At 38.7% G+C, this 15,460-nt stretch carries 13 protein-coding genes; 6 read left to right on the top strand and 7 right to left on the bottom strand.

Annotated elements, in window-relative coordinates; translation table 11 throughout:
• Positions 1-16: 16 nt before the first annotated feature.
• The 4 genes from aceE to ampD all read right to left on the bottom strand — a co-directional run bounded on the left by aceE (position 17) and on the right by ampD (position 5,536).
• Entirely contained in the window at positions 17-2,698 is a 2,682-nt protein-coding gene (gene aceE, locus HRT55_RS04445) for a pyruvate dehydrogenase (acetyl-transferring), homodimeric type (protein WP_291619211.1), read from the bottom strand.
• A 256-nt stretch (positions 2,699-2,954) separates the two neighbouring features.
• A complete protein-coding gene (gene pdhR / locus HRT55_RS04440; protein WP_291619210.1) occupies positions 2,955-3,746 on the bottom strand; it encodes a pyruvate dehydrogenase complex transcriptional repressor PdhR in 792 nt (263 codons plus the stop codon).
• A gap of 304 nt (positions 3,747-4,050) precedes the next feature.
• On the bottom strand, positions 4,051-4,965 hold the full coding sequence (gene ampE / locus HRT55_RS04435; protein WP_291619209.1) for a beta-lactamase regulator AmpE: 915 nt from the start codon (positions 4,963-4,965) through the stop codon (positions 4,051-4,053).
• A gap of 1 nt (position 4,966) precedes the next feature.
• Positions 4,967-5,536: a 1,6-anhydro-N-acetylmuramyl-L-alanine amidase AmpD gene (ampD, locus tag HRT55_RS04430; protein WP_291619208.1), complete on the bottom strand. Its 570-nt coding sequence runs from the start codon at positions 5,534-5,536 to the stop codon at positions 4,967-4,969.
• 111 nt (positions 5,537-5,647) lie between these two features.
• On the opposite strand from ampD, the gene HRT55_RS04425 reads away from it, so the two are divergent.
• Together HRT55_RS04425 and nadC are read left to right on the top strand one after the other, a co-directional pair.
• A complete protein-coding gene (locus HRT55_RS04425; protein WP_291619207.1) occupies positions 5,648-6,169 on the top strand; it encodes a TIGR02281 family clan AA aspartic protease in 522 nt (173 codons plus the stop codon).
• Positions 6,170-6,182: 13 nt separating this feature from the next.
• Entirely contained in the window at positions 6,183-7,094 is a 912-nt protein-coding gene (gene nadC, locus HRT55_RS04420; RefSeq protein WP_291619206.1) for a carboxylating nicotinate-nucleotide diphosphorylase, read from the top strand.
• Positions 7,095-7,217: 123 nt separating this feature from the next.
• Here nadC and HRT55_RS04415 read toward each other — a convergent pair whose 3' ends face one another.
• Positions 7,218-8,489 carry a DUF3667 domain-containing protein gene (locus HRT55_RS04415; protein WP_291619205.1) on the bottom strand — a complete coding sequence of 424 codons (1,272 nt, stop codon included), beginning with the start codon at positions 8,487-8,489 and terminating at the stop codon, positions 7,218-7,220.
• Positions 8,490-8,731: 242 nt separating this feature from the next.
• Between HRT55_RS04415 and HRT55_RS04410 the strand changes: the two genes are divergently transcribed.
• A complete protein-coding gene (locus tag HRT55_RS04410; RefSeq protein WP_291619204.1) occupies positions 8,732-9,280 on the top strand; it encodes a YkvA family protein in 549 nt (182 codons plus the stop codon).
• 418 nt (positions 9,281-9,698) lie between these two features.
• On the opposite strand, the gene HRT55_RS04405 is transcribed toward HRT55_RS04410, so the two are convergent.
• A complete protein-coding gene (locus HRT55_RS04405) occupies positions 9,699-11,885 on the bottom strand; it encodes a DUF6351 family protein (RefSeq protein ID WP_291619203.1) in 2,187 nt (728 codons plus the stop codon).
• Positions 11,886-12,177: 292 nt separating this feature from the next.
• On the opposite strand from HRT55_RS04405, the gene HRT55_RS04400 reads away from it, so the two are divergent.
• Positions 12,178-12,858, top strand: a complete 681-nt coding sequence (locus HRT55_RS04400) for a DUF3313 family protein (RefSeq protein ID WP_291619202.1) — start codon at positions 12,178-12,180, stop codon at positions 12,856-12,858.
• A 58-nt stretch (positions 12,859-12,916) separates the two neighbouring features.
• Here the strand turns inward: HRT55_RS04400 and msrA are convergent, their stop codons facing one another.
• Positions 12,917-13,471 carry a peptide-methionine (S)-S-oxide reductase MsrA gene (msrA, locus tag HRT55_RS04395; RefSeq protein ID WP_291619201.1) on the bottom strand — a complete coding sequence of 185 codons (555 nt, stop codon included), beginning with the start codon at positions 13,469-13,471 and terminating at the stop codon, positions 12,917-12,919.
• A 129-nt stretch (positions 13,472-13,600) separates the two neighbouring features.
• Between msrA and HRT55_RS04390 the strand changes: the two genes are divergently transcribed.
• Both HRT55_RS04390 and HRT55_RS04385 read left to right on the top strand, forming a co-directional pair.
• The gene (locus tag HRT55_RS04390; RefSeq protein WP_291619200.1) at positions 13,601-14,896 is read left to right on the top strand and encodes a HAMP domain-containing sensor histidine kinase; all 1,296 of its coding nucleotides are present in this window, start codon (positions 13,601-13,603) and stop codon (positions 14,894-14,896) included.
• A complete protein-coding gene (locus HRT55_RS04385; protein WP_291619199.1) occupies positions 14,884-15,456 on the top strand; it encodes a response regulator in 573 nt (190 codons plus the stop codon). The genes HRT55_RS04390 and HRT55_RS04385 overlap by 13 nt, the downstream gene beginning before the upstream one ends.
• Positions 15,457-15,460 lie beyond the last annotated feature (4 nt).

Genomic DNA, 15,460 nt, shown 5'->3' with positions numbered 1-15,460 from the left:
CTTCTCTAGTCAATAATTATGCGTAAAGTGGGTTAAGTTTTTCAGTATCAATATCAAAGCGTTTAATTGCTTTAGTTACTACTGAACGTTCAATTTCACCACGATTCGCTAATTCATACAATGAAGCGACTACCACGTATGCTGCACTTACTTCGAAGTGAGTACGTAAGTTTGCACGGCTATCACTACGACCAAAGCCATCAGTACCTAAACAACGGTATTCAGTATCGATGTACGCACGTACTTGCTCTGAGTAGTTTTTAATGTAATCGGTAGCCGCAATTGCAGGACCTGCTGCTTTAGTAATAACTTGGCTAATGTATGGTACACGTGGTGTACTTTCAGGGTGAAGCATGTTCCAACGTGTTACATCTTGACCGTCACGAGTCAATTCATTAAATGAAGTTACTGAGTAAACATCACTTGAGATGTTGTAATCATTAGCAAGAATTTGTGCTGCTTCACGTACTTTCTCTAAGATAGTACCTGAACCTAATAACTGAACATTGGCAGTCGCTTTACCTTTAGCAGGTGCCGCTTTTTCAAGTTGGTAAATACCTTTAATGATCTCATCTGCAACGTTTTCTCTTTCTGGGAGCGCTGGGTGTAGATAGTTTTCATTCATTAGTGTTATGTAGAAGAAAATGTTCTCATTTTCTTCGTACATGCGACGTAAACCTTCACGCACGATAACTGCAATTTCATAACCGTAGGTTGGATCATAAGTAACACAGTTAGGAATTAAACCAGCTTGTACATGTGAATGACCATCTTGATGTTGCAGACCTTCACCGTTAAGCGTGGTACGACCTGCAGTAGCACCTAATAAGAAACCACGTGTTTGGCTATCGCCTGCTGCCCATGCTAAATCACCAACACGTTGGAAACCAAACATTGAATAGTAGATGTAGAATGGAATAGTTGTTGCGTTACACGTTGAGTAAGAAGTACCCGAAGCGATCCAAGATGCCATAGCACCTAGTTCGTTAATACCTTCTTGTAAAACTTGGCCTTTTTTATCTTCGCGGTAATAAGCCACTTGATCAGCATCTTGTGGAATATATTTTTGACCCTCGCTTGCGTAAATACCTACTTGACGGAACAAACCTTCCATACCAAAGGTACGTGCTTCATCAGGAATGATTGGCACGATACGCTTACCGATTTTTTTGTCTTTTAATAAGGCATTCAATACACGAACAAAAGTCATGGTAGATGATACTTCACGCTCACCAGAACCTTTCAAAATAGCATCAAAAACTTTTAACTTTGGAATTTCAAGTACTTCTTCCGCTTGCTGACGACGTGCTGGTAGAGAACCACCTAATGCTTCACGACGTGCTTTCATGTACTTAAATTCTTCGCTGTCTTCAGGGAACTTGAAGAAAGGTAAATCGGCAATATCTTCATCACTTACTGGGATATTAAAACGGTCGCGGTAATGTTTAATTGACTCAAGGTCCATTTTCTTAACGTTATGCGCGATGTTTAATGCTTCACCAGAAGCGCCTAGACCAAAACCTTTCACGGTTTTAGCTAAGATAACTGTTGGACGACCTTTAGTGTCCATGGCTTTTTGATAAGCAGCATAAACTTTCACTGGGTCATGACCACCACGGTTTAAACGCCAGATGTCTTGATCAGACATGTTAGCAACCATAGCCTTAGTTTCAGGGTACTTATTAAAGAAGTTTTCGCGGGTGTATTTACCGCCTTTCGCTTTACAGTTTTGGTATTCGCCATCTACTGTTTCGTTCATTAACTGTAATAATTTACCTGAAGTATCACGAGCAATAAGTGAATCCCAGTAAGAGCCCCAAATAACTTTCACTACTTCCCAGCCTGCGCCGCGGAAAGTACCCTCAAGTTCTTGGATGATTTTACCGTTACCACGTACCGGACCATCTAAGCGCTGTAAGTTACAGTTGATGATGAAAGTTAAGTTGTCTAAACCTTCACGAGACGCTAAACCAATAGCACCTAATGATTCTGGCTCATCTGTTTCACCATCACCTAGGAAACAGTATACGCGTTGGCCTGAACAATCTTTAATACCACGGTCAGTTAAGTATTTTAAGAAACGTGCAGTATAGATAGCTTGTAATGGACCTAGACCCATAGAAACGGTAGGAAACTGCCAGAAATCATCCATTAAATGAGGATGCGGGTATGAAGGTAAACCTTTGCCATCACATTCTTGACGGAAGTTATTCATTTGATCTTCAGTTAAACGACCTTCCATAAATGCGCGAGAATAGATACCCGGAGAAATATGACCTTGGGCAAAGATGAAATCACCGCCATCTTTTTCTGAGGCTGCTTTAAAGAAGTGGTTAAAACCTACATCGTATAACGTTGAAGAAGAAGCAAAACTACCAATGTGACCACCAAGATCTAAATCTTTTTTAGAGGCGCGTAATACTAATACTAATGCATTCCAACGAATTGCCGCACGGATGCGTGATTCAATAGTTTGATCCGCAGGCATATGAGGCTCTTGCCCTGGTGGAATAGTATTTACATAAGCGGTAGTCGCATCAAATGGTAAATGAGTACCACCACGACGTGCGCGTTCAATTAATGCTTCTAGTAACTGATGTGCACGCTCTGGGCCTTCATTTTCTAACACTGATTCCATTGATTCTAACCACTCTTGGGTTTCTGCTGAATCAATATCGATATTTGGTAGATCTGACATATTGTTTAGTCTCCAATATTTTCTTATATAATAAAAAGTTTAATAAAATGTTTAATAACTGTTTAACGTTAATTGTTCTAATTATTCGTTGTACAAATTGGTGAATTCTTTCTGCGAGTTTTACATCCGTCGCATTGAGCGCTCCATGCGGCTGTTTTCTTGAGTAACGTCCCTTTAAAGAGCAGTAAAAGCTCTTTAATAAAAGCTAAATGTCTATGGCTCGCTCCCCACGTTTTTTGTGGTTGGCTACTAATTTTTACATTCTGCGCATTGAGCGCTCCATGCGACTGTTTTCTTGAGTAAGCTTTAATAAAAGCTCTTCAATAAAAGCTAAATGTCTATGGCTCGCTCCCCACGCTTTTTGTGGTTGGCCACTAATAATGGCGTTGAGCAAACGTTTTCTATAATCGGTAATCTTTCTAAAGATATCAGGACGCTTAGCCAATACTGTTAAGTTTTGTGCAATATTATCTGCCAATAATGACGACATGCTACGCGCAAGTTGCAATATCACCGCATTATGTGACGCTGCACAAATAGCTAAATGAAACTCAACTACCGCTTCTGCTTCCGCGCGAAAATCATCTTCTAATTGGCTATTGCCAATTTCATCATGCTTAATTTGAATTTGTTCAAAATCTGCCGGTGTACCGCGCATGGCAGCATAATACGAGGCCATACCTTCAATTCCATGACGAAACTCCAATAAGTCAAATTGTGATTCATTGTTATTCGACATTAATTCAAACAGTGGATCAGAAAAGCCTCTGAGTAAATTATCACAAACAAAAGTACCGCCACCTTGCTTACGTGTAACTAGACCTTTTGCTTCCAATTTTTGCACTGCTTCACGTAACGATGGTCTTGATACTTCAAACTGCAACGCCAGTTCACGCTCGGGTAATAATTTTTCACCCGGCTTTAAACTGCCTTCAATAATCATACCTTCAAGCTCGGCTAAAATGATGTCAGCCAACTTCTGTGGCTTTACTCGGCCAGTGCTTTTTGATGCTCGTATTGATTTATTTGTCGTTTGGTTGGCATTCATAAAAGTAAATTAACTAATAATCCCGTGATTTTAAAGAGTCAAGTAAAGGGTGAAATCACCCAAAAACCTCTTGGTAAATTGGTAAGACCAATTGCTTTTAGAGCAATAATATAGCAAATATGGCTACTTTTGACAAGTAAACTTAGTTTATGGTTAGTATTTAAGCAAGGTTTTAATGCGCCAAACCAAGAAAAAACTGTTTGTTTTTAGCGCATTAAAGCAGGAGTGACGAATGGTCTGACCATTGATTTTGACTATGTTTGATTAGCTTAAATAAATTTAATTGAGTCTAGTTTAGCTAAGTTTAATTTAGTAAACCCGCTAGGGTAAGTATTGAAATTACCGCAAGTACCAGTAAAACATTGCGTTTGGCTAATCTAACTAACAAACAAGGCTCTGCTGTGCAGTCGTCTTCATTAACCATAATGTCTTCTGATTTTTCTGCAACATCAATTAAAACTTGATGGGTCGGTTTTTGCACATCAAATAAACTCTCTAGCCAAACAGGTAGCGCTTTGGAGAAATGACCAACAAACATATAACCAAAAGAAGCAATACGTACTGGTAACCAATCAAGCCAAAAAAGTACATCATGATGATTCTGACAGCCACTAGCAATATTAGGCGCAGCATTCGCTTCATGATCAGCCTTGCTATCTACATCTGGCGATACCGCTTCATTAAGCTCATTACTTTCATTAGCCGCGGCAATACATTGCGCTTTTTTATGCTCTATGACTGTCGTAAGTAAACGGTAAAATACCGCGCCGGCAGCACCAAAGACGATAAAATACAACATAATAGCGATGTAATAACGGTAGTTTAACCAAATGAGTGCTTGGCCAAAACCCATATTAGGTAAGTTCTTGTCCGATAATAGCTGCTGGTGATGCATTTCCGTAGTCGCCTCTTCACCGCGAAAGGCCGAAGTCAGATAGTTTTTATAACTATTTCTGGTGGTGGTACAACCAAAACAAACGATAAGCACTAAGGTGGAGATAAGCAATTGCATAACGCTATTATCAATTAGCTCAAGCAATAAATAGGTGGCAACAACAGGCAAGATAATAAATACCACACTAGCGGCCGTACCTTGTTTAGCGGTAAAGTTTTTGCTAAACAAATTAAAATAATGTTGGTAATAAAAATTAAATCGCCATACTTTGGCAGATAAAGCACGCTCTGCAGCCAATGCAATTAATAAACTTAATAAACTCATGTTAGGTGTTATTCCTTGTCGCTTGTTCAGTTAAACGCTGACGATAGTATTGCCAATCAAATACCAGCCCAGGATCGGTTTTCCTCTCTGGGGCAATATCGCAATGACCAACAATATGGTCCATGATAATGGCAGGAAATTGATTTTGCAAACAAAGTGTTAACGCAATTAGCTGCTGATATTGCTCTCTAGTATAAGGAATATCATCAGTGCCCTCTAATTCAATACCGATGGAATAATCATTACAACGCTCTCTTTGTTCAAACGAAGAAACTCCCGCATGCCATGCCTTGTCAGCAAAAGATACATACTGGCAAATACTACCGTCACGGCGGATAAGACAATGTGCTGAAACCTCAACGCCCTTTAAGTCATTGAAGCTAACATGGGCATTACAATCTAATTGCCCAAGAAACAAATCATTAATGCAATTGCCACCAAACTGCCCTGCCGGTAAAGAAATATTGTGAATAACCAATAAACTGACTTCATCACCTAATGCGCGCGGAGAAAAGTGCGGAGAAGGTAAATGTTGTGCTTGCGCCAGCCAACCAGAAGAAATTGAAAGCATGGGTTTCTCATTTTTATTGTGATGGGTACTGTATATATGGTTACACTTTCTACTTTCTTGCTTACTTAAGAAAACATACAATACTACTAACCTTATCAAGAGTTGCTTAGTATGACTGAAGTTGACCCAACAAACAAAATGGCAAAAATATTTGTCTGGCTGGCTTGGATAATCGCGCTGGCATTATTAATGTTCTTTTTTCAAGATGTGCTTGATGAACAGTACAACCCTAATACCCAGCCAGAGATGCGCTTAACTGCAGGTGGTCAAGCAGAGGTGATTTTAGCGCAAAACAGGCAGGGTCATTATGTTGCTCGAGGCACAATAAATGATACACCAGTGACTTTTTTACTCGATACGGGTGCAACTCAAGTTTCTATTCCGGCTCATATCGCTGATAAATTGGGTTTAATCGCGCAAGGTAATTATCGAGTGCAAACAGCCAATGGTAGTATTACCGTGTATAAAACTGAAATTACCCAATTGAGCTTAGGTAATATTTTCTTGTATAATGTCGCAGCTCACATAAACCCGGCAATGAAGTCCGATGAAATACTTTTAGGCATGAGTGCCCTAAAGCAAGTCGACTTTCAGCAAACGGGTAAACAATTAATTTTACGAGAACCCCTGTAACAGGAAGCAAACCATGCTTAATGCACAATTAGAAAAATTACAGCAAGATATTAGCAAAACCATTTCTTGGGCCCTTTCTGAAGATTTAGGCGCCGTTGGTGAGGCAATGCCTCAAGCTAGCCATGATATTACCGCTATGCTCATTCCTGAGAGTGAACAAGCTGTCGCTACTGTAATTACTCGTGAAGATTGTATCGTTTGTGGTGTTGCTTGGGTTAATGAAGTATTCAAGCAACTTGATGCGTCATTAAATAGCACCGCTGAGCAAGCGACTAACTCTTTACCTACAAGAATTACCTGGTTTGTTAATGACGGTGAGGCCGTTGCTGCCAATAGCACTTTATTCGAATTAGAAGGTAATGCTCGTACTTTGTTAACCGGTGAACGTGTTGCGTTAAATTTTTTGCAAACCTTATCAGGCACAGCGACCTTAACTAGCAAGTATGTAAAAGAACTTGCCGGTAGTAATACTAAGCTGCTTGATACTCGTAAAACGCTACCTGGTTTACGTAGCGCACAAAAATATGCTGTGCTTTGTGGTGGTGGCGTAAATCATAGAATTGGTTTATTCGATGCCTTTTTAATAAAGGAAAACCATATCGCCGCTTGTGGCGGTATTAGCCAAGCAGTTGCTACCGCTAAGAGTAATCACAGTGATAAAACCGTTGAAGTAGAAGTAGAGTCTCTCGATGAGCTTGAGCAAGCACTTAATGCTGGCGCTGATATCATCATGTTAGATAACTTTACTCCAGCGATGATAGAGCAAGCCGTGACAGCGACACGCGGAAAAGCAAAATTAGAAGTTTCTGGTAATATGACCATAGAGATTTTGCAAGAATACGCCAAAGCGGGCGTTGATTACATCTCAAGTGGTGCATTAACCAAACATGTTAATGCCATTGATTTATCAATGCGTTTTAAGTAACGCTCTGCTAATTTACAATAAAAAAGCGGTAAGCATTTTATGCTTGCCGCTTTTTGAATGGTAAACTATTTTAGCTACAATTTCCTACTAGCCAATGCTTAACAGCTACCAATTAATACCAAACTAGGTACCCATTATTCCCCAGACCATAGCAATAATCGCTGTTACGGCTATCATAATGCTATATATAGTGCCGATAATACTAAACTTAACTAGGGTGAAAAAGTAGCCCTGTTTATAAACTCTTTTTTGCATTAAAAATAAATATATGGGTATCCACAGTAACAAACCACCGGCAAATACGCCGAAGAAATTAGCTATGCTTGGACTTGTCGGCGCTAGATAATCATCTAATAGCTCCAGAATTTCTGAGAGTAATACCGTTATAAAAATAAAACTATGGCTGTGTAAGGCGACTGTCAGGTGTTCCATATATAAACGCTTGGAGAAAATAAACATCACTTTCAGTAGTACCGCAAACAATGGCAATAAAATAAACATCAATTGCGGTAGTTTGCCAATCACTTGCTCAATTAACGGGCCTGTATCAGAGTTAAAGGCTTTCTCGCCTTTTTCAGCCAGCTCTTCTGTAAAATTATTGAGTTTCTTATTACTCTCATCCGATAAAAAATCAAAAGACAAAGTACCATCGTCATTATTTCCGATATTTAGCTCTTCAGATACTATGCCACCATTCAGCACTTTTAATCGTCTAGCCGTTAACTTATCAAATTTCACTTGTTCTTTTGACGAAAACACTTCTTCAGTATGATCAAACTCTAATTCAAGCAACTCACGGGTAAGTTTAATAATTTGTTTATTCTGACCCGAACTATAATCACGGTTTAGATCTGCTAAATAAGTATTAAACTTAGCAAGATCTGCATTAAGACGAGTTACTTGTGCAAGCTCTTCCATACTTTCAGAAGGTATTTTTGATAACGTTTTTTGCTCAGTGGTTAGTACTTCTATATGACCTCTAACTTGAGTAATGAGGTTTTTTTTGTCATTAATATTAAAACCATTGCTATCGTCTGCCCCAACAAAAAATTTTAAGGTGATAAAAAAGACAATACTTATAAATAAATATAAGCGTAATGGCGGTACATAATGCACTCTTCGACCAGAAAAATATTCATTGGTTATAAAAGCAGGCCTGGTTATTAATGGCCAAACGGTTCGACTGGCACGCGAATCAAAGCTAAAGATATCATCCAATAAATGCATAATCACCACCCAAAAATATTTCAATTTCGAGTCCGCTTCTTGACCACAGTTAGCACAAAAATTACCCATTAATGGCAGGTGGCAGTTTTCACAGTCTTTAATTTCCGCAGCTGGAACGATTGCCGTTTCAGTTGTTGGCTCTGTTTCGATTAATTCGTTTGTTGGCATAATGAATAATTATTGAATAGCAATAGACCATAAAATCATAACACTATAAAACACAAAAGTTACATCTTGCTATAAACTCTAGTAAATAAGGTGTCGTCAGTGACTAATTCTGCTAAATTAATAACGAGATGATAGATAAAATCAATGTATTTCAGTTGGATCTATAAAAATAAGCCAAGTATGTCTAGGCATAATTACCGATAAGATACATTGGACATAAAGCCAAAATCAGGAGAATTATAATGGCGTTTGAAGTTAAATTTGAATTAACCGAAACAGATCTTGAGTATTTCCGCGATGTCATGCGCAAGGCGCAAGCAGGTGCGAAAAAGCTCAGCGAGCAAGAAATATTAGTAAATGCTAAAGAAATTAGTCAAAGTATAAAAGCTAATGTCCCTGAATTTGTCCGTTTACGAATCCAAAAATTAGAAGTCTTTGTTGCCATGATTGAAGATAATGAATGGCAAATACCCAGTGAAGAGCGCGTCGAATTATTACATGCTTTAGCTTATTTTAGTGATCCTGAGGATTTAGTCCCTGATCATATTCCGGTATTGGGCTTTTTAGATGATGCCATCATGATCGAACTGGTCGCTGAAGAATTTAAAGATGATGTTGAAGCCTTTGAAGAGTTTTGTGCTTACCGTGAACGTGAAGAAGGCCGACATGGTGAAGAAGCTATTACTCGTGAAGAATGGTTAGAATCAAAACGTCACGAACTTCATAGTCGCATGAGAAGCCGTCGTTCATCAAGACGCAGTGGCCGTTCATCATTTCGTTCGGTCTTTTAATAAAATAACGCTTTAAAGTTTTTATTATTAAGGCCTTAGACTGTTAAAAATTAAGCTGACGAAGCATTTTCTTCGTCAGCCTCTTATCAAACTTCCCCGTCTATTCGATATTAATATACCCGTTACCATTCAAAGTGCTTGATTTCAGTGGGAATTTAAATGACTTTAGGCAAGGAGAAGAACGTAAACATAGTCACTCTTTAACGCCGCATAAAGTCATTTAAAACCCATCGCAGAAGTGCTTGAGCAACATCACTTCATCGTTACATCAATTTGAAATGGCGCTACATGGATGTAGCTTAGAAGAGAATTCAGGAGCATATTTTCCTGAATAACCATGGCTACATTGATATGCCTTGAATTGAAATTGCTCAAGCACTCTGAAACATGCATCTTGAATGGTAACGGGTATAACCCCCTAAATATCTTGAGGCCGACCAGCATCTCCTTGACTATAGTCACAGACCCCACTGGCAAAAATAGCCCGCAAATCATTAAGCTGCTCTGTTAAGTCAATATCGCCATACATACCTTGTTTAACCGCCTGCTCAAATGGAATTTTATGACACTTGAAAACACTGCCCTGCCAAGGACCTTCGGCTTGAATACGACTATTAGAAAAAATAGCATAATGTTCTGCACACGCCCCTCGTTTTAAAGGTTTTTTACTCGAGTCAGACTCATTCCAATTACCATGCCAAACCCCCTCTCCTTGAGCCAGTATCTCCCCTTGGTCATCAAAACAAGTATCTTGTAATTGTATAGGTTTACTTTGTGCGGCATTCAATTCTGGAAATTGTTTACCTTTTAGTAACCATAAGTCCATTAAGTCAAACGCTTGATAGGTAGGATCAAAATCACGTTTTGCCACCCAAATGACTTGGTTATCAAAATGACCATTGGCTTGTTGTAAACGTATGCGAGTACTAAAAGATGCCGACATATGGTGCATATCGAGCTTTTCTTCTAAGTAATGGCGAACATCAATAATAGGCAGATCAAGCTTGCCAATAAAAACCTGTCCGCCACGATAAGCCGCTGCAATAGCTTTAAGTGAAGCACTACGCCTAGGTGCACTTTGGTTATCAATCACTTCAGTGATATTGTCACTGCCCCATAAAGACACCCAAAAAGGCATTTTCCGGCCAAAGGGTATGATAATATTTTCTGCTTTCATTTGGTGCTGCTCTTTCCAACTACCAATATTTTTATTGATATGCACAAACTCAGCTAAGGTTATCTGTTTTTGTTTCAAGGCATGCAAACCATATTGCACACCATCATTATCCCAAGTAGTCTCCACTAGCCCATGTTGATCACGACTGAATAGCCAAGCCATGTCTTCCCAATAATTCCAATTGGTTTGCTCAACCACTTCATCACTATAAAAATGTCGCAAGAAACCCTGTCTAGGGTTGTGAATAAAGGTAGATAAGCCAAAGTAGCCATTAATACATTCACTATTACCTTTAGGGAAACTCGGTACCATACCCGCCATTAGTTGCGCTACCGGCTGTAAAAAAGCTATTTTTTGTGGGAAGTCTTGTAAACTATTCATGCCTTCCAGTAATTGTCGCTGATCCCACTGCTGCCAGCGGCTGTTATCTTTGGCTCGAAAGGTAAAATAATTATTAAATAAATCGCAATCTAAGGTATATATGGTTTGGCTGACCATATCAGGATAAGAATATTGCGGAATTAAGCCATCGAGAATACCATGACTATTTTGCCCAATAAGATATTGAGCTAAACCACCACCTGAGCCGCCAATGCCGACAGTGTATAAAGGCTCACCAAATAAGCTGATAAAATGAAGTTTTACCCGACGGGCGGTATCTTCTGCCAACAGCATATTGTAGGTATAACTGGTGCGATTACCGCTTGAGCTGATAAGCGCATAGCCTTTTTGTACTTCGATTAAACGACGGGTAATGGTTCTGGTCGCTTTTTGCCGACCTTGTCGAAAACCTATGCCAGAGCCACCATTAAATTGATAGATTAATTTTTTATTCCACAAAGAACTCATGGTACGTGTGCCAAGCTCTTCCCGTGTTATTGCCATGGCAATGGTATAGATAAAACGATTAATACTGCCTTGTTCAGCACGAAATAACTGCAAAGGTTGCTTTGCATCCCTCAAAGTATCTAAGTGACTGAACTGTTCCGGAGCAAGTTTGGCTAATTTATCATCATGATTTAAATAGTAAAACTGTAAATGGCTTTTGAATAAACAATCTTTTGAGTAGCCTATAACATTACTACGCTGTACTAAATCCTCATAGACAGGCACACCAAAACCTTCTTGGTTATCAACCAAGGGCTGACCTATATGTGAATCTATGGTCATACAATAAAAAGGATATTGTTTTGGCCCTGAATACAACGAATTACTTGGGCCAACATCGCCTAACTTGATAGGAAAATGAAAGGATTCATTGGGTCGACTAACTTGACTAATATGTGGGGAAATTGGCAGTAAATAATTTTCTTCTGCCGTAGCTAGTAGTTTAACTTGCCGAAATTTATAAGGTTGTTCTGCCGGATAAAATAAGGCTGTACAGGCTATAACACATATGATAATTAATAAACTTTTCTTCTTATTCATAAGATCACCACCCTTAACATACCAAGGTTACAATCAGAAAAATCGAAGGATTTCTTTTCAGATTAACTATTACCAGTATAGAGTACCGGATGTTTTTTGAGCACAAAGAATAAACGGACTGTTATATTTAAAATCTCAAATATAATCATTCAGTTAGATTTTATATGAGTTAACTTATTATTTTATTTATCTAAATCTTGTGTAATAATCAATCAGAACATGGATTTTAAAATAGAGAAAAAAGATACGCAACATGCCTATCTAAACTCAATAGCACAGACAAGGAACTGTAATGATAAAACTTAATAAACTTATTTCTCACGTTATGATTTGTAGCACTTTACTATTTGTAGGCTGTAGTTCGACAGAAACGTTAAAAGCCCCTGAAATTTCATCCGACGGCCTAACCTTAAAACATATCAGCCAGTCTACAATAGTTTATAAAAAATCAGGCATAGATTTTTCAAACTACGATAAGGTAAAAATATTACCTGGCACTGTGGCTTTTAAGAAGAATTGGCAAAGAGATTACAACCGAAGTGCCTCAACCCTTTCAACACAAATTAAAGACAAAGACGTTGTGCGTATAAAAGGGTCAGTTGCCTCTTTATTAAATGAAGTATTTATAGAAGAGTTTAGCCGGAATGATGACTACCCTATTGTAGACATAGCGAGCGAAGGCACTTTATTAATAAAACCCTCAATCATTGATTTAGATATCAACGCACCTGATATCACTTCATCAAGAATAACAAGAACAATTACTGAGGAATCGGGTTCTGCAACATTGTTTTTAGAAATTTATGATGCTGTAAGCGGTGAGATCTTAGCTCGTATAGTTGATACAGAAACAGCTGAAAATAATAGCCACTATCAGTGGTCAACTCGAGTATCTAATCACGCGGATGCCAAGCGAATAATCAAAAAATGGGCAAAAGCTTTACGCTCAAATTTCGATCAAGCTCACGAGTAAAAAACACTCACTAAATTCCCTCTAATCACCTTGCTTATAACTACTTATAGGCAAGGGCTTATTTCAATTTGGCAACAAAGGTTTTTCTAAACTTGGCTAATTTAGGTGATACTACGGCTTGGCAATACTGATTTTCAGAATTATTTTTAAAATATTCTTGATGATAATCTTCACCACAATAAAAAATAACCGCTGAACTCACTTTAGTAACAATAGGGTCATCGAATAATTGCTCTTGGCTTATTTCTGCAATTATTTGTAGCGCTAATTCTTCTTGCTGAGCATCATGAGTAAAAATCTCAGAGCGATACTGGCTGCCGATATCATTACCTTGTCGATTCAATTGCGTTGGATTATGCAAACTGAAAAATATTTCCAGTATTTCACGGTAACTAATCACCTGACTATCAAACTGCAATTGCACTACTTCTGCATGGCCAGTATCTCCAGCACAAACCTGTTTATAACTAGCATTATCACTCTGACCGCCCATATATCCAGACGTTGCGCTAATAATACCGTTAACACAGTTAAATGCACTTTCAATACACCAGAAGCACCCTCCGGCCAGCGTGGTTTTTTGATACGATTTTTCGTTCACTTGCTCTGTCATTTTATCTGTTGCCTTAATCAATGTTTTTTATGATTTACCTCAGCCTTTATATTGATAAGTAGGCTAAAATGTCATCGTTAATTTTCGTCAATATCATTATTATACTCATATTAAGTCAGTAAGAAATATATGCCACAATTTTTCAAAAGAGCCAGCCAGATACAGGTCATTATTGCGCTGCGCAGTGTCGCCATTGCCATCCAATTACTGTTAATTCTCTTTGTCAATTTGGCCTTAGCGTATCAACTACCTTGGATGCCATTGGTAAGTGTTATTAGTTTAGAGATACTTTTCACGCTAAGCAGTACTCTTTATTATCGCCACTATCCTTTAAACGAAAAGAAAGCCAGTCAAAAAGCTATTTTGGTGCAAATATGTGCTGATATTATTTTTCTGTCACTCTTGCTGTTTTTTAGTGGCGGGGCAACCAATGCTTTTGTCTCCCTATTACTTATTCCCATCGCTATTGCCGCTGTTACCTTAACGCCGCTATTACTCGCGGTAGTCGCCTCTTTAGCTATCGCTTCTTACAGCATTTTATTATGGTCATTACCTATGAGTGTGATGCACGGCAATATGCAAGGTCACTTTATTGGTATGGGCATCAATTTTTTATTCTCGACCATGGTGGTTGCCATTGTGGTCGGGAAAATGGCGCGCAGTATTAATCAGCAAGAGCTTGCCATAGCCGCTTACCGTGAAAACTTATTAAAACAAGAACAAGTGACTGCACTCGGGGTTGCTTCAGCACAAGTAACTCATCAATTAGCAACACCTATAGCAACGGTACAACTACTGGCCGATGAATTAAGTGAAGACTTACCTGACAATAACATTGTTATTGAGATGCAAAGCCAACTGGCTCGCTGCCGAAATAGCTTAAACGATTTTCGCGCTATGGTTTTTGATATAAAAGAACAAGTTATTAAGTCTATAAATTGCCTAGATTTATTCGATGACATAACTGATAGCGTACGGGTAAATAACCCAGAAATAAACTTACAATTACGCAAAAAAAATGACCAAGACTCGACGAAAGCGGTCGCTATTAACGCTGATGCCGCTTTATTACCCGCAATTATCAATTTAATCAATAATGCCATTAGAGCCAGCAAAGCCAATAACAGCAATGCACTTAGTCTCACTAGCCAAATTATTGAAGATAACTGGCAATTGACTATTCGCGACTTTGGTAAAGGCTTCACCTTGAAAAAGCTTAATGATTTAGGCGTTAAACCTGTGACCAGTGAGCAAGGCTTTGGCATGGCCGTTTTTTTAAGTCATGCAAGTTTAGAACGCCTTGGTGGTAAGTTAGCCTTAACAAACCATCAAGATGGTGGCGCACTAGTGACGTTAAGTTTACCTATTGCAGTAAAGGAAATACCCTCCAATAAACAAGTAAGGAGTGAGACATGCCTCACTTAACTAGGACAAGAGCAATGACAACAGCAAAGTCCAAATTATTAATCGTTGAAGATGATGTTATTTTTGCCAACACTTTGAATAGACGGTTGAGCAAACATGGTTTTGATTGTGTGCAGGTTGATAATAATAATGATGCACTACTCGCCTGCCATAGGCACACGCCCGATTATATTTTGCTGGATATGAAATTGGCTCATGAAAACACTCTGTCGATCATCACACCATTACGTAAATTACGACCAAAAAGCCGTATTGTATTACTGACTGGTTTTGCTAGCATTGCCACCGCTGTTGAAGCGATAAAGCTAGGCGCTGATGACTATTTATCTAAACCTGTAGATAGCCAAACTTTACTTGCCACCCTTAAGGGCAGTAAAGCTTCAGCTATCGAAGTAGATAATCAAAGCGAAAAAACGTTATCTGCCGAGCAAGTTGAATGGCAACATATTCAGCAAGTGTTAAAAGTCAACCAAGGTAATATTTCTGCTACCGCTAGACAGCTTTCAATGCACCGCAGAACCTTGCAACGCAAGTTACAAAAACGACCTCAGTCTGCTTAAAGCG

The organism is Colwellia sp., from assembly GCF_013214175.1.
In the GTDB taxonomy this organism is placed as follows: domain Bacteria; phylum Pseudomonadota; class Gammaproteobacteria; order Enterobacterales; family Alteromonadaceae; genus Colwellia.
This window is presented reverse-complemented; position numbering and strand designations above follow the sequence as displayed.